This window comes from Sphingobium sp. DN12, assembly GCF_051058005.1.
Taxonomy (GTDB): Bacteria; Pseudomonadota; Alphaproteobacteria; order Sphingomonadales; family Sphingomonadaceae; genus Sphingobium; species Sphingobium yanoikuyae.
Genome location: NZ_CP173717.1, coordinates 4,137,299 through 4,157,444, shown reverse-complemented (window position 1 = coordinate 4,157,444; position 20,146 = coordinate 4,137,299). Strand labels below are relative to the sequence as shown.

Annotated in this window: 19 protein-coding genes; 13 read left to right on the top strand and 6 right to left on the bottom strand. The window is 64.6% G+C overall.

Annotated elements, in window-relative coordinates:
- Positions 1 to 33 precede the first annotated feature (33 nt).
- The 4 genes from pspC to ACI6S0_RS19695 all read right to left on the bottom strand — a co-directional run bounded on the left by pspC (position 34) and on the right by ACI6S0_RS19695 (position 1,613).
- Positions 34 to 414, bottom strand: a complete 381-nt coding sequence (gene pspC, locus ACI6S0_RS19710) for an envelope stress response membrane protein PspC (RefSeq protein ID WP_004209378.1) — start codon at positions 412 to 414, stop codon at positions 34 to 36.
- Position 415: 1 nt separating this feature from the next.
- Complete coding sequence (pspB, locus tag ACI6S0_RS19705; protein WP_004209376.1) at positions 416 to 682, bottom strand: envelope stress response membrane protein PspB; 267 nt, start codon at positions 680 to 682, stop codon at positions 416 to 418.
- Between the two features lie 4 nt (positions 683 to 686).
- Entirely contained in the window at positions 687 to 1,355 is a 669-nt protein-coding gene (pspA, locus tag ACI6S0_RS19700) for a phage shock protein PspA (RefSeq protein ID WP_004209375.1), read from the bottom strand.
- 84 nt (positions 1,356 to 1,439) lie between these two features.
- Positions 1,440 to 1,613, bottom strand: a complete 174-nt coding sequence (locus ACI6S0_RS19695) for a hypothetical protein (RefSeq protein ID WP_007708701.1) — start codon at positions 1,611 to 1,613, stop codon at positions 1,440 to 1,442.
- A 187-nt stretch (positions 1,614 to 1,800) separates the two neighbouring features.
- Between ACI6S0_RS19695 and pspF the strand changes: the two genes are divergently transcribed.
- On the top strand, positions 1,801 to 2,832 hold the full coding sequence (gene pspF / locus ACI6S0_RS19690) for a phage shock protein operon transcriptional activator (protein WP_048936796.1): 1,032 nt from the start codon (positions 1,801 to 1,803) through the stop codon (positions 2,830 to 2,832).
- A 30-nt stretch (positions 2,833 to 2,862) separates the two neighbouring features.
- Here pspF and ACI6S0_RS19685 read toward each other — a convergent pair whose 3' ends face one another.
- Positions 2,863 to 3,741 carry a 3-hydroxyacyl-CoA dehydrogenase NAD-binding domain-containing protein gene (locus tag ACI6S0_RS19685; protein ID WP_279727283.1) on the bottom strand — a complete coding sequence of 293 codons (879 nt, stop codon included), beginning with the start codon at positions 3,739 to 3,741 and terminating at the stop codon, positions 2,863 to 2,865.
- Positions 3,742 to 3,908: 167 nt separating this feature from the next.
- Between ACI6S0_RS19685 and ACI6S0_RS19680 the strand changes: the two genes are divergently transcribed.
- From ACI6S0_RS19680 to ACI6S0_RS19650, 7 genes are all read left to right on the top strand, one after another.
- On the top strand, positions 3,909 to 4,379 hold the full coding sequence (locus tag ACI6S0_RS19680; RefSeq protein ID WP_004209371.1) for a YbgC/FadM family acyl-CoA thioesterase: 471 nt from the start codon (positions 3,909 to 3,911) through the stop codon (positions 4,377 to 4,379).
- Positions 4,376 to 5,095 (top strand): protein TolQ, encoded by a 720-nt coding sequence (tolQ, locus tag ACI6S0_RS19675; protein WP_004209370.1) that lies wholly within the window; start codon positions 4,376 to 4,378, stop codon positions 5,093 to 5,095. The genes ACI6S0_RS19680 and tolQ overlap by 4 nt, the downstream gene beginning before the upstream one ends.
- Positions 5,095 to 5,565 carry a protein TolR gene (gene tolR / locus ACI6S0_RS19670; RefSeq protein WP_004209369.1) on the top strand — a complete coding sequence of 157 codons (471 nt, stop codon included), beginning with the start codon at positions 5,095 to 5,097 and terminating at the stop codon, positions 5,563 to 5,565. The genes tolQ and tolR overlap by 1 nt, the downstream gene beginning before the upstream one ends.
- 18 nt (positions 5,566 to 5,583) lie before the next feature.
- Positions 5,584 to 6,555, top strand: coding sequence for a hypothetical protein (locus ACI6S0_RS19665; protein WP_004209368.1), 972 nt, complete (start codon positions 5,584 to 5,586; stop codon positions 6,553 to 6,555).
- Positions 6,552 to 7,886 (top strand): Tol-Pal system beta propeller repeat protein TolB, encoded by a 1,335-nt coding sequence (gene tolB / locus ACI6S0_RS19660; RefSeq protein WP_434404050.1) that lies wholly within the window; start codon positions 6,552 to 6,554, stop codon positions 7,884 to 7,886. The genes ACI6S0_RS19665 and tolB overlap by 4 nt, the downstream gene beginning before the upstream one ends.
- Positions 7,887 to 8,005: 119 nt before the next feature.
- The gene (pal, locus tag ACI6S0_RS19655; protein ID WP_434404049.1) at positions 8,006 to 8,518 is read left to right on the top strand and encodes a peptidoglycan-associated lipoprotein Pal; all 513 of its coding nucleotides are present in this window, start codon (positions 8,006 to 8,008) and stop codon (positions 8,516 to 8,518) included.
- A gap of 162 nt (positions 8,519 to 8,680) precedes the next feature.
- Positions 8,681 to 9,457 carry an IclR family transcriptional regulator gene (locus tag ACI6S0_RS19650; protein ID WP_434404048.1) on the top strand — a complete coding sequence of 259 codons (777 nt, stop codon included), beginning with the start codon at positions 8,681 to 8,683 and terminating at the stop codon, positions 9,455 to 9,457.
- 81 nt (positions 9,458 to 9,538) lie between these two features.
- Here ACI6S0_RS19650 and ACI6S0_RS19645 read toward each other — a convergent pair whose 3' ends face one another.
- Positions 9,539 to 12,481, bottom strand: a complete 2,943-nt coding sequence (locus ACI6S0_RS19645) for a TonB-dependent receptor (RefSeq protein WP_434404047.1) — start codon at positions 12,479 to 12,481, stop codon at positions 9,539 to 9,541.
- A 328-nt stretch (positions 12,482 to 12,809) separates the two neighbouring features.
- Here ACI6S0_RS19645 and ACI6S0_RS19640 point away from each other — a divergent pair, with 328 nt between their 5' ends.
- From ACI6S0_RS19640 to ACI6S0_RS19620, 5 genes are all read left to right on the top strand, one after another.
- Positions 12,810 to 14,021: a rhamnogalacturonan acetylesterase gene (locus ACI6S0_RS19640; RefSeq protein ID WP_434404046.1), complete on the top strand. Its 1,212-nt coding sequence runs from the start codon at positions 12,810 to 12,812 to the stop codon at positions 14,019 to 14,021.
- A 12-nt stretch (positions 14,022 to 14,033) separates the two neighbouring features.
- Positions 14,034 to 15,569, top strand: coding sequence for a rhamnogalacturonidase (locus ACI6S0_RS19635; RefSeq protein ID WP_434405968.1), 1,536 nt, complete (start codon positions 14,034 to 14,036; stop codon positions 15,567 to 15,569).
- A 104-nt stretch (positions 15,570 to 15,673) separates the two neighbouring features.
- Positions 15,674 to 15,988, top strand: a complete 315-nt coding sequence (locus ACI6S0_RS19630; RefSeq protein WP_037508075.1) for an L-rhamnose mutarotase — start codon at positions 15,674 to 15,676, stop codon at positions 15,986 to 15,988.
- A 22-nt stretch (positions 15,989 to 16,010) separates the two neighbouring features.
- The gene (locus ACI6S0_RS19625; RefSeq protein ID WP_434404045.1) at positions 16,011 to 19,019 is read left to right on the top strand and encodes a glycoside hydrolase family 35 protein; all 3,009 of its coding nucleotides are present in this window, start codon (positions 16,011 to 16,013) and stop codon (positions 19,017 to 19,019) included.
- Positions 19,020 to 20,135 carry a glycoside hydrolase family 88/105 protein gene (locus ACI6S0_RS19620; protein WP_017500975.1) on the top strand — a complete coding sequence of 372 codons (1,116 nt, stop codon included), beginning with the start codon at positions 19,020 to 19,022 and terminating at the stop codon, positions 20,133 to 20,135.
- The last annotated feature ends 11 nt before the right edge of the window (positions 20,136 to 20,146 follow it).

The window sequence follows — 20,146 nt, the reverse complement described above, 5'->3', positions numbered from 1 at the left end:
TCCCCGTTATTGCTGCCCTGTCCTGGCTATGCTTCAGCGCAGGCTGTCGATCTCGTCGGCGAGGCGCGTGTTGCGGCTGGTATAATAGACCTCGATGTCGGCGAGGCGGCGGTCGATGTCGCGGAACTTGGAGCGGACGTCGCGGGTGGAGCGCGCCGGGTTGGTGCGCACGCCCTGCCAGAATTTCTCGTCGTCCCGATCCGAATAGAGGCCCTGGGGCTTGGCATCGGCGAAATAGGCGGCGGCGAAATAGGCGATCAGCGTCCAGGGGAAGGCGCCCATGAGGGTCACCAGCACCGCGCCGACCCGAACCCAGACCACGTCGATCCCGGTATAGTCGGCGATGCCGGAGCACACGCCCATCCACTTGCCATTCTGCTTGTCGAGATAGAATTTGGTGCGGCGGGCGCTCATGTCAGTTCCTCCGGTCGAAATCGTAATTATCGTCCTGTGCCGGACGTTGCGGGCGGAAGTCGGGATTGTCGGCTGCGACGATCCGTTCGACCGTCTGCAGCCTGTCTTCGAGACGGCGGGCGAGCAGGTGGAGTTCATCCAGCAGCCGCTCATCCTCGTCGGTGATCTTGGGCGCCTGCTTCCACTTGGTGACATAGTGGAAGATCAGCCAGGGCATGCCGATGAACAGCATGCCGCAGACCATGATAGGCAAGAAGACGTCTTCCATGGGATCAGGCTCCCTTGTTCATGCTGGCCTTGAGCGCGGCGAGATCGGCATCGACCTTGTCGGCCGACTTCAATTCCGCGATTTCCTCTTCCAGCGTCTTGGGCTGCGCGCCCAGACCCATGGCATCGGCGCGGCCTTCGGCCATATCGACGCGGCGTTCGAGCATGTCGAAGCGGGCAAAGGCTTCGTTGACCTTCTCGCCGGCATAGGCTTCGCGCACCCGCAGGCGGTTCTGCGCGCTTTCCATGCGGCTGACCAGGCTGTTCTGGCGGGCACGCGCCTCGCGCAGCTTGCCCTGCAGCTTGGCGATATCCTCTTCCGAGGCCTTCAGCGCCTCGTCCAGCACCTCGATCTCGTGGGAGAGATGCTCGGCCATGTCGGCGGCCTTCTGGCGTTCGACCAGAGCAGCCTTGGCGAGATCCTCGCGGTCCTTGCTGAGGGCGAGCTGGGCCTTTTCGGTCCAGCCATCCTGCAGCGCCTGCAGCTTGCCGATGTGACGACGCATTTCCTTCTGGTCGGCGATCGTGCGGGCGGCGGACGCGCGCACCTCGACCAGCGTCTCCTCCATTTCGAGGATGATCATGCGGATCATCTTCGCCGGGTCTTCGGCCTTGTCGAGCAGGTCGGTGACATTGGCGGCGATGATGTCTCGGGTGCGGGAGAAAATACCCATTTTAACGGTGCTCCTGGTCTTCTCTTCAAGGGGGCCGGGGCGGACGAGAGGGGGCATTTCCGCCCCGGCCTGGGTCGTGCGGCCTTACGCCAGATAGCGCAGGGTCGCGGGGGTATCCTGGGTCGCGAGGACCGGGGCTTCGCTGGCGCGGGCCGGGCCGACCGCCGAAAGGATCATGGTCGATCCGAACAGGACGGCGGCAATGGCGACCGACATCAGCTGACCGATTTCGCGAACGCTGTTGCTGTTCTTTTCCATCTTCAACACTCCTTGAACCTGGCCTTCTAAAGGTGCCGCCTGTCTGTGCAGCGGCTTCGTTCCCAACATAGCAGAGGCCGTGCCAATTTTCGAAAAGCGCAGAAAACAGCCATTTTTGGATGATTTGGCACGGCTACGCAAAGATTTCTCTTGCTGAAAGTTGGGAAATTTCCCCATATTTTGGCGCATGGAGAAAAATACCCAGTTTGTCGGCCAGTCACTGGCCTTTCTCGACGCCGTCGAACTGGCCGGGCGGGCCGCCGAACTCAATCGCCCGGTGCTGGTGATCGGCGAACGCGGCACCGGCAAGGAGCTGATCGCCGAACGCCTGCATCATCTGTCGCCGCGCTGGGGCGAGCCGCTGATCGTGATGAACTGCGCCGCCCTGCCCGAGACGCTGATCGAGGCGGAACTGTTCGGCCATGAACAGGGCGCCTTCACCGGCGCGACCAAGGCGCGGCCGGGCCGGTTCGAGGAAGCCGACGGCGGCACCCTGTTCCTGGACGAGCTGGGCACATTGTCGATGGCAGCGCAGGAGCGGCTGCTGCGCGTGATCGAATATGGCGAGGTGACGCGGATCGGATCATCGCGGCCGGTGATGGTCGATGTCCGCATCGTCGCGGCGACCAACGAGGATCTGCCCGCCGCCGCCGATGCCGGGCGCTTCCGCCCCGATCTGCTGGATCGGCTGAGCTTCGAGGTCATCACCCTGCCGCCGCTGCGCGCGCGCGAGGGCGACATAACGGTATTGGCCGACCATTTCGGCCGGCGCATGGCAGCGGAACTCAACTGGCCGCAATGGCCGGGTTTCTCCGCCGCCTGCGCGGCCGAACTGGAAGGCCATGGCTGGCCGGGCAATGTGCGCGAACTGCGCAATGTGGTGGAGCGGGCAGTCTATCGCTGGCCCGAGCCGGGGCGGCCGATCTCGTCCATTGTGTTCGACCCCTTCGCCTCGCCCTGGAAACCGCGCCCGCTGATGCCGGGAGCCGCCGCGCCGTCAGCGGAAAATGCGGCACCGGCACCTGCGGCTGCGTCGGTGATGAACGGCCATGGCGATGTCACCGATCTCAAATCGGCGGTCGACGCGCATGAGGCGGCGATCGTGCGGGCCGCGCTGGAGCGGTTCCGCTATAATCAGCGCGCGACCGCCAAGGGGCTGGGCCTGACCTATGACCAGTTGCGCCACTGCATGAAGAAACATGGGCTGAGCGCGGGATAGGGCGGCACGGGGCCGCCCCACCTGATAGGTTTAACGGGTCGGGACGGGTTCCGGGCCCGAATAGTCATAGAAGCCCCTGCCGGTCTTGCGGCCATACCAGCCGGCCTCGACATATTTGACCAGCAGCGGCGCCGGGCGATATTTGGGATCGCCGGTGGTGGTGAGGAAGACGTTGAGGATTTCGAGCGCGGTGTCGAGGCCGACGAAGTCGAGCAGGGTCAGCGGCCCCATCGGATGGTTGAGACCCAGCTTGCAACCCTGATCGATGTCGGTGACGCTGCCCACGCCCTCGCCCAGCACGAACACTGCCTCGTTCAGCATCGGCAGCAGGATGCGGTTCACCACGAAGCCCGGTGCGTCAAAGGCGTGGACCGTGGTCTTGCCGATCTTCGCGGCGAAACCCTCGACCGCGGCGACCGTCTCGGGCGAGGTGGCAAGGCCGCGAATGACCTCGACCAGCACCATCACGGGCACCGGATTGAAGAAATGGACGCCGACGAAGCGGCTGGCATCGGGCGCGGCCTGGGCCAGGCGGGTGATCGGGATGGACGAGGTGTTGGTGGCGAGGATGGCGCCGGGCGCCAGGATCTTGCCGACATTGGTGAAGATGGTGCGCTTGACCTCTTCGCGCTCGGTCGCGGCCTCGATCACCAGCTGGGCGCCGGCGAGCGGCGCGATCTCGCCGACCGGGGTGATGCGGGCGAGCGCGGCATCGGCGTCGGCCTGGCCGATCTTTTCCTTTTCGACCGCGCGGGCCAGCAGCTTGGCGATGCCGGCCTTGCCCTTTTCGGCGCGGGGCAGATCGATGTCGGACAGGATCACGTCATAGCCGGCCTGAGCGGCGACCTGGGCAATGCCCGCCCCCATCTGGCCAGCGCCGATCACGCCCACGGTCTTAATGTCGGTCATGTCCCATTCTCCTCACCAAATGTTCGTTCCAGTCACCCCTACCGACAAGTAAGGCCGCGCGCCAAGCCCCTTCGCGGGCGGCGAACGGGCCATCGCGACGGATGGATGGTTCGCCCGCGCGATTTTCCGCCTTTGCGCGAACCGCACGCCATGCTTAATAGCCGCCCATGCCCCTTGCCGATCCCCTGCCAGCGCCCGCATCCGGACGGTTCATCGCCGCCGTGCATCATTTCCCGCTGCGCATCTATTTCGAGGATACGGACCTGTCGGGGCTGGTCTATCACGCCAATTATCTGCGCTATATGGAGCGCGCCCGGTCCGACATGCTGCGCATCGCCGGCATCGACCAGCGCGCCAATCATGAAGGCGGCGAAGGCGTCTATGCCGTCACCGACCTGAAACTGGCCTATCGTCGCCCCGCCCGGCTGGACGATGACCTGATGGTCGTCAGCCAGGTGATGGAGGTGCGGGCCGCCAGCTGCGTCATTCAGCAAAGAGTCATGCGCGGCGAGGACATATTGACCGACGGCGTCATCACCGTCGCCTATCTGACACCCCAGGGACGACCGCAGCGCCAGCCGCGCCCCTGGATCGAGATTTTCAGCCGTTTGATGCGAGGGGAAGACATCCACCCATGAACCTGTCCATGCCTGACGTCGGCGCCGCCGTTGGCGCCGCAGCCGACGCCGCCACCATTTCGCCGCTCGCCCTGTTCCTGCAGGCCGACATCGTCGTGAAGGGGGTGATGCTGGGCCTGTTGCTGGCCAGCATCTGGACCTGGGCGATCATCATCGGCTTCAGCTTCACCCTGCGCAAGGCGAGCAAGCAGAGCCGCGCGTTCGAGGCGGATTTCTGGAAGGCGGACGATATCGACCGTTTCTATGAAGCCCGCGGCAAGGCCGAATTCCCGGCCGCCAAGGTGATGGCCGCCGGCGTCACCGAATGGCGCCGCTCCACCGCGCAGAAGGTGATCGACCGCGACGGCACGCGCGACCGGCTGGCCACCAGCATGTCGAGCACGATCGCGGCCGAGGTCGACCGGCTGTCGGACCGGCTGAACATCCTGGCGACGGTCGGTTCGGTTGCGCCGTTCGTCGGTCTGTTCGGCACCGTCTGGGGCATCATGCGCGCCTTCACCTCGATCGCCGCGGCGCAGAACAGCTCGCTCGCCGTCGTCGCGCCGGGCATTGCCGAGGCCCTGTTCGCGACCGCGATCGGCCTGTTCGCTGCCATCCCGGCGGTGATCGCGTACAACCGGTTCAGCCATGGCATCAACCGGATGGAATCGCGCCTCAACCGCTTTGCCGACGGCTTCTACGCCACGTTGAGCCGTGAATTGGAGGCCCAGCGCTAATGGCGATGTCCGGTCCTCCGTCCGGTCGGCGCGGGCGCAATCGCGCGCCGATGGCGGATATCAACGTGACGCCGCTGGTCGACGTCATGCTGGTGCTGCTGATCATCTTCATGGTGACCGCGCCGCTGCTGGTGACCGGCGTGCCGGTGAACCTGCCCGAGACGCGCGCCAAGGGGCTGGACCAGGATGCCAAGCCGACGGTGGTGTCGATCGATCGCGACGGCGCCATCTATGTCGACGAGGATGTGGTCAGCGATGCCGACCTGCCCGACCGGCTGGCCGAGATCGTGTCGGCCAATGCCGGCAAGCCCGACGCGCCGCAAATCTTCCTGCGGGCGGACACGGCGCTGGATTATGGCCGAGTGATGCGGGTGATGGGCGAGCTCAACCGGGCCGGCCTCAACAAGGTGGCGCTGGTCAGCACCGGCGGGCAGGACGGCGCCGACGATGTCAGCGCAGGTTCAGAATAGGGGCCATAGGTCAAACCGATGGAACGCGCGGAAAAAATCGGCCTTGGCGTTGCGACGGCAGGACATGTCCTGCTGTTCGGCCTGCTGTCGGCCGGGTTCCTGGCGACGCCCAATCCGCTGAAGCTGAACAGCCCGCCAATGGATGTCAGCCTGGTGGACGAGGTGGCGCTGCAGTCGACCGCGCCGCGCATTTCGACCGAGCCGCCACCACCCAGCGTCGCGCCTGAGAAGGGCCCGACCGAGGACGCTGCGCCCGCTGCCCAGCCCGAGCCGGCGCCCGTGCCCGAGCCGACCCCGGCGCCGCCCAAACCAAAGCCGGTCCCGCCCAAGGAAGTCGCGAAGCCCGCGCCGCCCAAGCCGAAACCAACGCCGCCGAAGAAGGAAACGCCCAAGGCGGCGCCCAAGCCCAAGCCGGCGCCCGAAAAGCCGGCGGAAAAGCCCAGGGCGAAGCCTGCGCCGGAGAAGCCCAAGGCAGCAGCGGCGGCGCCCGCCAAGGCGAGCGCCAAGCCGGCGCCCAAAGCCGCAAAGCCGGCCGCGGCATCGGGATCAGGCAAGGCCGCGGCCAAGCCCAAGGGATCGCTGCTGGGCAATGATTTCCTCAAGGGCATCGACACCAGCGCCGACGCGCCGCGCAAGCCGGCCGCCGCGCCGCAGGCCGCCGCCATGGGGCCGCAGCAGAAGGCCGCGCTCGACGCCGAAATCCGCCGGCAGCTCAAGCCCAACTGGCGCCCGCCGTCAGGTGCGGACGCCGATCAGCTGGTGACCCTGCTGGAAGTGCGGCTGGACAAGAATGGCGCAGTGATCGGCACGCCCGAAGTGATCGACCAGCTGGGCGTCACCGCCAGCAACCGGCCCCAAGCCAAGCTGCATGCGGAGCGCGCGATCCAGGCGGTGAAGCTCGCTTCGCCCTTCCGCAATTTGCCGCCCGAATATTATGAACAATGGAAATGGCTGCGGCCACTCCGCTTTGACGCGAGGCTGACCCGATGACGACGACCCTGCTCCGCCGCCTGGCCGCGGCGACCGCCGCCCTGCTCGCCTTCACCGCCATGCCCGCGCTGGCGCAGCTGTCGGTCGACGTGACCGGCGATATCGACAGCAACCTCAAGATCGCGGTGCCCGCGCTGCCGGCACAGCAGGATGTGGCGACCCCGGCCGGCACCGCCAATGAAATGGGCCGCAAGATCGCCGAGGTGATCGCCACCGACCTCAAGGGATCGGGCCTGTTCGATCCGTCCGGCCCGGCCGGCATGCCCGCGCTCGCTTTCCCGGAAGTGACCAATCCCGTCTATGACAAATGGGGTGCCTACCAGGCGCTGGTGCAGGGTTTTGTCCGCACCACCGGCGGCGAGGCCGACATTACCGTGGGCTGTTACCTTTATGACGTGGCGCTGAAGCAGGAACTGACGCGCCAGGGCTATGTCGTCGCGCCGCGCGACTGGCGCCGGGCCGCGCATAAATGCGCCGACGCCATCTATGCCCGGCTGTCGGGCGAGAGCCCCTTCTTCGACAGCCGGATCGCCTATATTGCCGAGAGCGGCCCCAAGGATAACCGCGTCAAGCGCCTCGCCATCATGGATTCCGACGGCGCCAACCACCGCTTCATCACCAATGGCCAGTCGATCGCCCTCACCCCGCGCTTCTCGCCCGATTACAAGTCGATCGTCTATGTGAGCTATCTGGGCAGCCGGGTGCGCATCTATGTCTATGACATCGGCACCGGGCAGCAGCGGCTGGTGACCGAAAGCAACAATACGACCTTCGCGCCGCGCTGGTCGCCCGATGGCCGCAACATCCTGTTCTCGATGGCGGTGTCGGGCAATACCGACATTTATCGCGTGTCGGCCCAGGGCGGCGCGCCGGTGCGCCTCACCAATTCGCCGGGCATCGATGTCGGCGGTTCCTATTCGCCGGACGGCCGCCAGATCGTGTTCGAAAGCGACCGGTCGGGCGGGCAGCAAATCTATGTGATGAATGCCGACGGGTCGAACCAGCGCCGCATCAGCCATGGCGGCGGCCGCTATGCGACGCCCGAATGGAGCCCGCGCGGCGACCTCATTGCCTTCACCAAGCTGTCGGGCGATTTCAAGATCGCGGTGATGACGCCGAGCGGCGACAATGAGCGCATCCTGACCAATGGCTGGCAGGACGAGCAGCCGACCTGGTCGCCCAATGGCCGCGTACTGCAATTCTTCCGCACCACGCCGGGCCGCCAGGGCAGCAGCCAGGTGTGGCAGGTTGACCTGACCGGCGTGAACGAACGGCGCATCCCGACTCCGCTCAGCGGCTCCGACCCGGCCTGGGGTCCGTTGCTGCCATAAGTTTTCCACAGCTTTTCTACGCGATAGGGAACCCTATCGGGTTGACAGCGTAACGATTTTTACCAACCATGCTGTTGCCCGTCCGGGTGGCAGCTTGGCGATATCCTTAGGAGACCCCGATGAAGATCACCCGGCCCCTGCTCATGGCAACCGCCGTCCTGGCCCTCGCCGCCTGCTCGAAGAAGCCGCCGGCCGAACTGCCGCCGGCACCGGGTGGCAGCGACACGACCCAGACGGGCGGTCCGGTCGGCCAGACCGGCCCGGTCAAGGGCAGCCAGGAAGATTTCGTCGCGTCGGTTTCGTCCGACCGCATCTTCTTTGGCCTCGACCAATATGATGTCGATGCCGAGGATCAGGCGACCCTGCAGAGCCAGGCCGCCTGGCTGCAGCAGAACCCCAATGTCCGCATCACCATCGAAGGCCATGCCGACGAACGCGGCACCCGCGATTACAATATCGCGCTGGGCGACCGTCGCGCCAATGCGGCCAAAAATTATCTCGCTTCGCTGGGCATTGCGCCCAGCCGCATCAACACCGTGAGCTATGGCAAGGAACGGCCGGCGGCTCTGGGTTCGGACGAGGCAAGCTGGGCGCAGAACCGCCGCGCAGTGACCGTTACCGTCCAATATTGATCCCCGTCGGGTCGCATCTGACGGCTATGGGCCCGCCGATTTCGATCGGCGGGCCCTTATGTTTTTGGGCCAGCCGCGATCTTCGCTCCGTCATTGCGAAATTCGTTTCCGATATGTGGGACGACCCTATATATGGGACGAAAACAGGAAGCGAAAAAACATATGCAAGATGGCGAAGAGAAGCAGGAACAGGGCGTTAAGGGCACGCAGACGCTGATGCGCGCGCTCGATATCATGGACGAGGTGATCGACGGGCCGATCCGTGCCGCCGATCTGGCCCGCAAGCTGGGCATGAGCAAGACCACCGCGCACCGGCTGGTGCAGGCGCTCAAATCGCGCGACTATCTGGCGGTGACGCGCAACGGCTTCGCGCTCGGCCCCAAGCTGTTGCAGCTGGGCGTGCTGGCGACCGAGCAGATCGACTATGTCCGCGTCGCGCGCCCGTTCATGGAATTGCTGTCGGAAAAGACCGGCTTTTGCGTGTTCGTGGGCAAGCGCGAGGGCGACTGGTCGCGCCACCTGGACCGGGTGACCGGCAACCAGCGGCTGCGCGTCGCGACCGCGCCGGGCGATCGTCGTCCGGTCGCCGAAACGGGCCTGGGCAAGGCACTGCTGCTGGACGAGGATGAGGCGACCTGGGAACGGCTCTATGTCGAGGCCAAGGGCGGCGAGGCCAGCCGGGCGCAGATCAACGCCTATATTGCCGAGATGCGCATCCACAAGGCGCGCGGCGAAGTGCTGCACGACAGCGAACTGGGCGATGGCGTGCGGTCGATCGCGGTGCCGGTACGTGATGCCAAGGGGCAGATCTGCGTCGCCATCTCGATCGCGAGCGCGGCCCATTATCTGACCGACGATGTCCGCCCGGCGCTGGCCGAGCAGGTGATGAAGTCGGCCGAACAGATCAGCGCTGCGGTAGGCTTCAGCGGCCAGCGCTGAATTTCCTTTCGTCCCGGATAAGAAAATGGGCACGGTTACCAACGGTAGCCGTGCCCTTTGAGGTTGGGGAGGACTGGGAAATTACATCCGGTAGGTCACGCCAAAGGTGAAGGTGCGACCGATGCGGGTTTCGAACAGCGTGTCCTGACGCTGACTGTCGATATAGAGGCGGTTCTGTTCGTCGGTCAGGTTCTGCGCCTCGACGATGATCTTCAGGCGATCGGTGACATTATAGCTGGCCGACGCATCCATGTAGAAGGTCTTGGCATTGCCCTGAAGGTCGCTGCCGGGCGAGGCCGGAATGCCGCGGATGAACTTGTCGCGGAAGTTGCCGGTGGTGCGGATCGAGAATTTGTCATCCTCATAATAGAGCGTGCCCGACGCGGTGTTCGGCGACAGGCCGACCAGGTCCGCCGTGGTCGTCACGGTCGGCACGCCATTCACGCTGGCGAGGATATAGTCGATCTTCGACGTGACATGGGTGTAGTTGGCCAGCACGCCGAAATTGCTGAAGAAGCCGTCGAGGAAGGTGAAGGGAATCTGGGCATTGAGCTCGATGCCCTTGAGCTTGCCGCCCGGCGTGTTGAACGGCTGCGACACGGTGAACAACTCATCCGGCAAGGTGTTGCTGTTTTCCAGCAGAGCGTTGGGCAACCCGAGCTGGTTGAACGGGATCTGGCTGTTCACATTCTGGATGAAGCTCTTGATGTCCTTGTAGAAGAAGGCGGCCGAGAGCAGCGAACCGGGGCGGAAATACCATTCGACCGCGACGTCGAAGGTGTTGGCGCGGATCGGGTCGAGGAACGGATTGTTGACATTGCCGACGCGGGTGACCGGATTGACGCCGCTGGTCGGGGTCAGCAGGCCGAGTTCCGGACGGGCCATGACCTTCGCGCCGGAGAAGCGGACCAGGACATTCTCGACCGGTTCGACGACGATGTTCGCCGAGGGCAGCCAATCGTCATAGCTGTTGCTGGCGGCCGCGAATTGGCCGGTCAGACCCGTCGGCGAGCTGGCCTGAGCCACGGCGATATAACCCGACGACAGCATGTCGGTCTTGACGTAGCGCACGCCAACGTCACCGCGAATGCCGAAGCCGATCGCATCGCTGAGGTCGAAATTGGCCATGAGATAGCTGCTCATGACCTCTTCGCGCACGCGGCTGCGGCCGCCGCCACATTCGACGCCGCAATAGCGGACATCGTCGAAGCCGAAGGTATCGGCCCATTTGTCGGGATCGATCGCCGCCCAGCTGGACGGGGCGCCATGGCCCCACAGCTTGTCGACGCCGGTGATGGTGGTGGTGATATCGGCCAGCGTCGTGCCGGCCGGCAGCGCCCGCACCACGGTATCGGCATTATAGGGACGCAGGAAGGTCGAGAGGAAATTGCTGCGCCGATATTGCGCGCCGCCCTTGATCGAGAAGGCGTCGCTGACCGTCCATTTGAGGTTGATGTCGGCGGTCATGTTGTCGGTGGTGTTCTTCGACGGCTTGCCCTGATAGCTGAAGCCGCCCAGCACGGTGCCGTCGGCGCGGCCCGGCGCATAGTTGAAGCTGGCAGGGTCATTGACGTCGATACCGAAGCCCAAGGTCGGGGTGGTGCCGCCCTTGCTATAGTCGATCGAGAAACCATCGGTGTCGATCGCGTCCATGAAGGTCTGGAGACGCTTCTTGCCGTCCCAGATGGAGCGGTTGAATCCGACGATGCCGCTCAGTTCCAGACTGTCGTTGAGGCGACGGCGGAAGTTGAGGTTGGCCTGCTTGAAGGTCGAAACGAAATGATCGACCAGCCCTTCGGAACGGACGTCGACGCCGTCGAACACGCCCTGGACCAGCGAACCATTCTCGTCGAACTCGATATCGCGCACGGAGGTCATCGGCTGGCCGTTATTGGCGGCCGAGCGGGCGAAGGAGATGGCAGCGATATAATTGTCGCGCCGGGTCACCTCGAACCGCGAATAGAGCATGTCGAGCGAGATGTCGGTGTCGTCGTCGGGGTTGAACTGCAGGGTCAGCGACCCGCCAATCCGTTCCTGATTCTGTTCCGAATTGAGGTAGCGCGGAATGCGCGGCAGGAAGGCGCCGCTGCCCGGCGTATTGGGCAGGTCGTCGCGACGCAGATCATAGATGGCCTGATAGGCGGCGCTGGTGCTGGTGCGCGGATTGCCGGTCGAGCAATTGAGCGCATCGGCGCCCTTGGCAGCATTGTCGGCCGGGTTCTGCGGCGCGAAGCCGACCGGCGAGCAGAAACCGCCATTGGTATTGGCCGACAGGATGTCCACCGCCGAATAGCCGACTTCGCGGATATGGCGCTTCTGATAGGCGACCGAGCCGAGGATGCCGAAGCCGCTGTCGCCGAACTTCTTCGACACCAGCAGCGAGGCACGCGGATCGACCTCCTTCGACAGCTCGTTATAGACGCCGCGCGCGGTCATCGAGAGGACGAAATCCTCCTTCTGCTCCATCGGCTTGGGCGCGCTCAGATCGACCGTCGCGCCGAGCGAGCCTTCCTCGACATCGGCCGAGGGCGTCTTGCGCACCGACAGGGCCGAGAAGATTTCGGTCGGGAAGACGTTGAAGTCGAAGCTGCGGCCATTATTGCCGGCGCCGTAAATGTCCGACGAACCGGTCTGCGACGTGCCTTCCATGCCGTTGATGCGGGTGCGGGTGAAAGCCGGGCCAAGGCCGCGGACCGAGATGTTGCGGCCTTCGCCGCCATCGCCGCGCTGGAGCGCGATGCCCGGCACGCGCTGCATCGATTCGGCGAGGTTGGAGTCGGGGAACTTGCCGATATCTTCGGCGACGATCGAGTCGATCGCGGCGGCTTCCTGCCGCTTCATGCTGAGCGCGCTGTTGAGCGAGGCCCGGAAGCCGGTGACGACGATGTCGGCATTTTCCTGGTCGGGCTGCGCCTGCGGCGCCTGGTCCTGCGCAAAGGCCGGCGCGCCCGCCAGCATGGCGACGGCCAGCGCGATCACCGACGAACGGCGCGCGGACGCAATACGGCTGTAATGCTCGATCATGACTTCCTCCCCAATGTGCCGGCCCTCGCCAGCATTCCCACTATGTGAAATTTTGTGTCACACTATATTATATTTCACGACATTTCCATAAAAATCATAATATGATCGCAAGTTCCACGATGTGGACCGCCATGACGCTGATCGCATTGGATGCAGGGAGGGATTGACCGGAATTTTTTCCCTATATATGGATCATGCTATCAATTTATGAGACCGATCCCATCGTGATCGCGACCGGATTCCTGCTTCCGCCTCTGCACGGGCGGTTTTCTTGGGGGAGCGCGTCTTGGCGCGCTCCCCTATTTGTCTCGCTCAGGATGTTTGCGTCATGCCGCTCAGCACCAGCCTTGCCCTGATCCTGATGGCAGGATCCTCCATCGCCGCGCCGCAATCCTTCGACCTGTCGTCGGGCAGTGCCACACGGCAGACGCCCTATCAGGCTGGCGGCCATGGCATGGAACCGGGCAGCACGGACGATGATTTCCTGTTTTCGGTGGCGGTGCCCGACGGCACCTATCGGGTGACGCTGACGCTGGGCAACCGCAAGGCGGCTGGCGACACGACGGTCAAGGCGGAGGCGCGGCGGCTGATGCTGCGCAATGTCGCGACCAAGAAGGGGCAGTTCGTCGAGCGGCAGTTCCTGGTCAATGTCCGCAGCCCAGCCCTGCCACCGCCGCCCGCCAATGCACCGGGCGGAACGGCCGTGCGGATCACTGCGGGCGACGCGCGCGAATATACGTGGGACGACCGGCTGACACTGGAATTTCTGGGCAAGCCCCAGGTCGCTTCGGTGACGATCGAGCCGGTGAGCGCACCGACCATCTTCCTGGCCGGCGATTCGACCGTCACCGATCAGGCGGCCGAGCCGGCAGCGAGCTGGGGCCAGATGCTCCCCGTAATGCTGGACGGCAATGTCGCGGTCGCCAACCATGCCAAGTCGGGTGCGACGCTCAAATCCTTCCTCACCGACCTGCGCTTCGACAAGCTGCTGTCGGCGGTGAAGCCGGGCGACTGGCTGTTCATCCAGTTCGGCCATAATGACCAGAAACAGGAATGGCCGCAAACCTATGCCGATGCGGCCACCACCTACCCCGCCTATCTGCGCGCCTATATCGCCGAGGCGCGGCGGCGCGGCGCCCATGCGGCGCTGGTGACGTCCCCCGAACGGCGCAATTTCGACGAGAATGGCCACATCAAGGATACGCTGGGCAGCTATGCCGATGCAGTGCGCAAGCTGGCGGCTGAGGAACGGGTGCCGCTGATCGACCTCAATGCCGACAGCCGTGCCATCTACGAAGCGCTCGGGCCCCAGGTCGCACCGACCGCCTTCAATGATGGCGGCAGGGACAAGACCCATCATGATAATTATGGTGCCTGGCTGCTGGCGAGCGCGGTGGCCGAGCGGATCAGGGCGCAGATTCCCGAACTGGCGCCGCATATCGTCGCCCCCCCCTTTGTGCCGGCCCAACCGCCGAGCGCCGCGCAGGTGGCGATCGTGCCGAGCCGGGCGCATAGCGATGTGCGTCCGGCAGGTAACTGAGCCATGTTGCGGATGAGCCGGCGCGAGATGAGCCTGGGCCTGGCGGTCGGCGCGCTGCTGGCGCCCGGCACCGCCTTTCCCTTTGCCGGTCATGCGGCGCGGCGGTTCAACGTGCGCGACCATGGTGCGCGCGGCGACGGCATCGCGATCGACAGCGATGCGATCAATGCGGCGATCCTGGCCGCGTCGCGGGCGGGTGGCGGCACGGTGCTGCTGCCGCGCGGCCGCTACCTCTGCTTCTCGATCCGGCTGAAGAGCCATGTCACCCTGGTCATCGGCGAAGGCGCGGTGATCGAGGCGGCCGATCCGGCGCGCCATGCTGGCCGCTATGACCTGCCCGAGACGGGGATCGACCAGCTTTATCAGGATTTCGGCCATAGCCATTGGCACAATAGCCTGATCTGGGGTGAGGATCTGGTCGAGGTCGCGATTCTTGGCCCCGGCATGATCCACGGCCTGGGCCTGACCCGCGACGGACCGGGCGCGCGCTGGAAGAAGCAGGCGGGCGAACGGCCGCTGTCGATGCGCGGCATGAGCGACGCACAGATTGCCGAGCTGGAGCCCGATGCCGCGAAGATGAATGGCCTTGGCAACAAGGCGATCGCGCTGAAGAATGGCCGCAACATTCATTTGAGCGGCTTTTCGATCCTGAAGGGCGGGCATTTCGCGATCATCGCGACCGGCACGCAGCAATTGCGCATCGACAATCTGGCGATCGACACCGAACGCGACGGTATCGACCTGGACTGCGTGCGCGACGTGGTGGTGGAACGCTGCCGGGTCAATTCGCCCAATGATGACGGCATCGTCGTCAAGAGCAGCTATGCGCTGGGGCGGGCGATCGCATCGGAGAATATCCTGATCCGCGACTGCGACGTGTCCGGTTATGACATGGGATCGATGCTGGACGGCACGAAACGCAGCACGCAGCAGATCGCACCCGACCAGGACCGGGTCACCGGCCGCATCAAGCTCGGCACCGAGAGCAATGGCGGATATCGCAATATCCGGATCGAGGATTGCCGCTTCACCCGTTGCCGTGGGCTGGCGCTGGAAACCGTCGATGGCGGGGTCATGGAAAATATCGTCGCGCGGCGGCTGACCATGCGCGAGGTGACGACCGCGCCGATCTTCCTGCGCATCGGCGACCGGCGGCGCGGACCGGACGGCACAGGCATCGGCGCGATCAGCGGCGTGGAGATCAGCGAGGTGGATGCGCGCGGGATCGACCACAGATTTGCCGCGAGCATTGCCGGCCTGCCGGGCCATCCGGTGCGCGACGTGACGCTGCGCGACGTGCATCTGGTCTATCAGGGTGGCGGCACCGCGCAGGATGCGGCGCGCCGGCCCGCCGAACTGGCCGATGCCTATCCCGAGCCCAGCATGTTCGGCGTGCTGCCAAGCTGGGCCTTATGGGCACGCCATGCCGAGCGGCTGACGATCGAGCGCTTTTCCGCCGAGACGGCGACGCCCGACGCACGGCCAGCGGCGCTGTTCGATGATGTCGCCGGCCTGACGATCCGCAACAGCCCGATCCTGGCGCGCTGAAACGGACATCGTCCCACCCATTCTTAGCATTTGACGAACATGTGGGACGATGTTACCCAAATATCGGTTTCGAGTTCCATAATATGGTTCATAGGGGAGAGCCGATGTCCGTCCACGCCTTCAAGATGCAGCTCAAGCCCGGCGTGGTCGCGGAATATCGCAAGCGCCATGACGAGATCTGGCCGGAATTGTCGGCGCTGCTGACCGAGTCGGGCATCCATGACTATTCGATCTTTCTGGACGAAGAGACGCTGAGCCTGTTCGCGGTGCTGAAGCTGCGCGAGGACAATAGCCGCGACAGCCTGCCCGACCATCCGATCATGAAGCGCTGGTGGGATTATATGGCGCCACTGATGGAAGTGCAGCCGAGCAACCAGCCCAAGGAATGGCCGCTGTCGCTGCTGTTCCACATGGATTGAGTGCAGGGACAGGCTGACATCCATGCGTAGCTTCATCGCCGCCCTCGCCCTTGGCACCATGCTGGCCACGCCCGTCCTGGCGCAGCAGGCCAAACCAACCGCCAATCTCTCCGCCCCGGTCAAGACGTTCGGCCGCGTCTCCTATGATGCGCGATCGCTGATGATCGACGGCAAGCGGATGGTGATCTGGTCGTCGGAATTCCATCATTTCCGCCTGCCCTCGCCCGATTTGTGGCGCGACATCCTGCAGAAGATGAAGGCGAGCGGCTTCAACAGCGTCGCCGTCTATTTCGACTGGGGTTTCCACAGCCCGAAAAAGGGCGTGTACGACTTTAGTGGTATCCGTGACATCGACCGGCTGCTGACGATGGCGGAGGAGGAAGGCCTCTACGTCATCACCCGCGCCGGTCCCTATGTGAATGCGGAACTGTCGCGCGGCGGCTTTCCCGGCTGGCTGGTCAACCAGCGCGCCCGCGCCCGCACCGATGACCCCGATTATATGGCGGCGGCCGACGAATGGCTGACCAAGGTCAACGCGATCATCGCCAAGCACCAGATCAACAATGATCCGAGTCGCAAATATGGCGTGATCCTGCACCAGATCGAGAATGAGCTGGCGATGACCACGCCGGCGCAGCGGCGCTACATGGACCATCTCTATGCCAAGGCACGGGCCGACGGCATCACCGTGCCGCTGTTCCACAATGACCAGGGCCGCAACGGTTACTGGGCGCCGGAAAGCAGCAAGGTGGACAAGGTCGTCCACAGCCCGAACGACATGTATGCGTTCGATGGCTATCCCGGCGGCACCTGCACCGTGGATGGCAAGCCGACGCGCGGGTCGGCCGCGCCCGACTGGGGCTATTATGGCCCCGGCGGCGCCAAGGGCGGCGCTTCGGCCTCGCCCGACACGCCCGGATTCCTGGCCGAGTTCGGCGGCGGCTGGTTCGACTATTGGGGGTCGAACGGCGGCTATGAGTGCAACGCGATCCAGCGTGGCAAGCGGTTCCAGCGCGTCTTCTATGGCACCAACCTCGCCAATGGCATCGGCATCCAGAGCTTCTACATGGGCTATGGCGGCACCAGCTGGGGCTGGCTGCCCGCACCGGTGGTGTTCAGCAGCTATGATTATGGCTCCGCCATTTCCGAGCCGCGCGAAATTCGCGAAAAGGCGCTGGAGATGAAGCAGCTGGGCGGCCTGATCGCCTCCGTCCCCGATATGGCCGGCATGATCCCGGCGGGGACGCCGGAGATCAGCTCGCCCAATATCCAGGTCTATCACAATAAGAGCCCGGAGACGGACGCGCGCTTCCTGATGGTGACGCACAAGCCGTCCAACGGGCAGACGAGCGACAATTTCAGCTTCACCGCCGACCTGCCCGATGGCCGCTACACCGTGCCGATGCAGCTCAATGGCTTCGATGCCAAATGGCTGGTCGCGAGCGTGACGCTGGGCGGGCAGCGGCTGGTCTATTCCAGTTCCGAACTCCAGTCGGCACAGCAGATCGACGGCAACGACCTGATCCTGCTCTACGGCCGCGCCGGCGAGCCGGGCGAGACGGTGCTGCGCTATGCATCCGCACCCAAGGTGACGGTGGTTGAGGGGCAGGCGAACAGCGCGTTCGATGCCGCCAAGGGCGACCTGAAGCTGGATTACAGCCATCAGGGCCGCGCCGTGCTGCGGATCGAGGGGGGCGGGCGTCCGCCACTGACCCTGATCCTGGCCGATGAGGCAGAGGGCGCGCGCTACTGGCGCGAGAAGGACATGCTGGTGCGCGGGCCGGCGCTGGTGCGCAGCGGCCTTGCCAAGGGCGGTTCGCTGGCGCTGACCGGCGATACGAATACGGCCAGCCCGCTCGAAATCTGGGCGCCCAAGGCGGTCCGCTCGGTCAGCTGGAACGGCGCGAAGGTGACGACGAAGGCGACAGCCATCGGCAGCATCGCCGCCGTCCAGCCGCTCGCCGGCCCGGCTGATGTCGCGCTGCCGGCGCTCAACGACTGGCGCATGGCGCAGGGTTCGCCCGAGGCGCAGCCCGGTTTCGACGATAGTGGCTGGCAGGCGATCGACAACCGATCCTATGCCAGCACCACTGCCAAGCCCGACGGCCAGCCCAATATGCTGATGGACGCCTATGGCTTCCATGACGGCGATGTCTGGTATCGCGGCCGCTTCACCGGGTCGCCCGATGCCAAGGCGCTGTCGCTTTATTATGGCGCGGGTGGATCGGGACTGGTGCAGGCCTGGGTCGACGGCAAGTTCCTGGGCGAAGGCGAGACGCCCGGCGGCCTGCCCCGGCCGATCACCACCGGCACGGCGCGCTTTGCCCTGCCGGCGGAGGCGCAGGCGGCGGGCGAGCATGTCCTCTCCGTCATGGTCCGCAACAATGGCCATAATTGGGATCTGGACAGCGACGATTTCCACAAGGAAGCGCGCGGCCTGGTGTCCGCATCGCTGGAGGGCGGTCCGAGCGGACGCAGCTTCGCGGTGCCGATCAACTGGAAGATCCAGGGCAAGCAGGGCGGCGAGGATCTGCCCGATGTCGCCCGTGGTCCGGCCAATAATGGCGGCCTTTATGGCGAGCGCATGGGCTGGCACCTGCCCGGCTTCAACGACAGCGCATGGGCCAAGGCCAGCGTGCCCGCGACCCAGGCGACGGCCGGGACGAGCTGGTATCGCACCAGCTTTGCCCTCAACGTGCCCAAGGGGCAGGACGCGACCATTGGCCTGAGCTTCGGCGACGCCAGCAAGCCGCGTTCGCCGGTCCGTTACCGTGTGCTGATCTTCGTCAACGGCTGGAACATGGGGCAGTTCATCGCCCATGTCGGGCCGCAGCGGACCTTCCCCATTCCCGAAGGCATCCTGAACCACAGGGGCCAGAACCATGTCGCGCTGGCCGTCACGTCCGACGGTCAGCCGGGCGATGCGCTCGAAACCGTGCGCCTCGTCACCCTACGCAATGTGAAAGGCGGTCTGCCGGTGCAGATGGTGACCGCGCCAAACGCACCTTCAGACCTCAAGGAGACCAAGTAAGTGGCCGCTCTCACCCATGATGTACCGCGCCAGCAGGTCGTCGAATCCATCGACCGGCTGATGGACAATCTCGTCAATATCAAGGACGAGACAGGCGAATTCCTGCTCCATCTGGAAGATGGTCGCATCATCGACACCAAGGGCTGGGCCGGATGGGAATGGACCCATGGCGTCGGCCTGTTCGGCATGTGGCGCTATTTCGAGCAGACCGGCGACCAGAAGGCGCTGGGCATCATCAAGCAGTGGTTCGAGGATCGCTTTGCCGAAGGCACGCCGACCAAGAATATCAACACGATGGCCCCGTTCATCACGCTGGCCTATCTGTATGAATATGAGCCCGACCCGCGCTACATCCCCTATCTGGACGTCTGGGCCGAATGGCTGATGGCGGCCGATGGCCTGCCCAAGACCGAGGAAGGCGGGTTCCAGCACATCGTCTATAATGACGTGAATCCCGGCGAGATGTGGGACGACACGCTGATGATGTCGGTGCTGCCGCTGGCCAAGATCGGCCTGCTGCTGGATCGTCCGGCCTATGTCGAGGAAGCCAAGCGCCAGTTCCTGGTCCATATCAAATATCTCTATGACACGAAGACCGGCCTGTGGTTCCATGGCTGGGACTTCAACGGTCGCCACAATTTCGCCGAAGCGCTGTGGGCGCGCGGCAATTGCTGGGTGACGATCGCCATCCCCGAGATCATCGAGATCCTCGACCTGAAGGAAGGCGATTTCTTCCGCACCTTCCTGATCGACACGCTGGCCGCCCAGGTGAAGACGCTGGCCGAGACGCAGGACGCCGAAACCGGCCTGTGGCACACGCTGATCGTCGATCCGACCAGCTATCTGGAAGCATCGGCCACCGCCGGCTTTGCCTATGGCATATTGAAGGCCGTGCGGAAGGGCTATCTGCCGCGCCATTATGAAGCGGTCGGCATCAAGGCGGTGCGCGGCGTGCTGGCGAACATCGACGAGACCGGCGAGCTGCAGCAGGTGAGCTTCGGCACGGCGATGGGCGACACGATGCAGTTCTACAAGGACATCGCGCTCACCTCCATGCCCTATGGCCAGAGCCTGGCCATGTGCGCACTCGGCGAGTTCCTGCGCACCTATATCTGAGTCACGGGAAA

What these genes read in the sequence shown, in the direction of transcription:
- pspC (WP_004209378.1), bottom strand. Translation starts at nt 414, where the DNA reads ATGAGCGCCCGCCGCACCAAATTCTATCTCGACAAGCAGAATGGCAAG.
- pspB (WP_004209376.1), bottom strand. Translation starts at nt 682, where the DNA reads ATGGAAGACGTCTTCTTGCCTATCATGGTCTGCGGCATGCTGTTCATC.
- pspA (WP_004209375.1), bottom strand. Translation starts at nt 1,355, where the DNA reads ATGGGTATTTTCTCCCGCACCCGAGACATCATCGCCGCCAATGTCACC.
- ACI6S0_RS19695 (WP_007708701.1), bottom strand. Translation starts at nt 1,613, where the DNA reads ATGGAAAAGAACAGCAACAGCGTTCGCGAAATCGGTCAGCTGATGTCG.
- pspF (WP_048936796.1), top strand. Translation starts at nt 1,801, where the DNA reads ATGGAGAAAAATACCCAGTTTGTCGGCCAGTCACTGGCCTTTCTCGAC.
- ACI6S0_RS19685 (WP_279727283.1), bottom strand. Translation starts at nt 3,741, where the DNA reads ATGACCGACATTAAGACCGTGGGCGTGATCGGCGCTGGCCAGATGGGG.
- ACI6S0_RS19680 (WP_004209371.1), top strand. Translation starts at nt 3,909, where the DNA reads ATGCCCCTTGCCGATCCCCTGCCAGCGCCCGCATCCGGACGGTTCATC.
- tolQ (WP_004209370.1), top strand. Translation starts at nt 4,376, where the DNA reads ATGAACCTGTCCATGCCTGACGTCGGCGCCGCCGTTGGCGCCGCAGCC.
- tolR (WP_004209369.1), top strand. Translation starts at nt 5,095, where the DNA reads ATGGCGATGTCCGGTCCTCCGTCCGGTCGGCGCGGGCGCAATCGCGCG.
- ACI6S0_RS19665 (WP_004209368.1), top strand. Translation starts at nt 5,584, where the DNA reads ATGGAACGCGCGGAAAAAATCGGCCTTGGCGTTGCGACGGCAGGACAT.
- tolB (WP_434404050.1), top strand. Translation starts at nt 6,552, where the DNA reads ATGACGACGACCCTGCTCCGCCGCCTGGCCGCGGCGACCGCCGCCCTG.
- pal (WP_434404049.1), top strand. Translation starts at nt 8,006, where the DNA reads ATGAAGATCACCCGGCCCCTGCTCATGGCAACCGCCGTCCTGGCCCTC.
- ACI6S0_RS19650 (WP_434404048.1), top strand. Translation starts at nt 8,681, where the DNA reads ATGCAAGATGGCGAAGAGAAGCAGGAACAGGGCGTTAAGGGCACGCAG.
- ACI6S0_RS19645 (WP_434404047.1), bottom strand. Translation starts at nt 12,481, where the DNA reads ATGATCGAGCATTACAGCCGTATTGCGTCCGCGCGCCGTTCGTCGGTG.
- ACI6S0_RS19640 (WP_434404046.1), top strand. Translation starts at nt 12,810, where the DNA reads ATGCCGCTCAGCACCAGCCTTGCCCTGATCCTGATGGCAGGATCCTCC.
- ACI6S0_RS19635 (WP_434405968.1), top strand. Translation starts at nt 14,034, where the DNA reads ATGAGCCGGCGCGAGATGAGCCTGGGCCTGGCGGTCGGCGCGCTGCTG.
- ACI6S0_RS19630 (WP_037508075.1), top strand. Translation starts at nt 15,674, where the DNA reads ATGTCCGTCCACGCCTTCAAGATGCAGCTCAAGCCCGGCGTGGTCGCG.
- ACI6S0_RS19625 (WP_434404045.1), top strand. Translation starts at nt 16,011, where the DNA reads ATGCGTAGCTTCATCGCCGCCCTCGCCCTTGGCACCATGCTGGCCACG.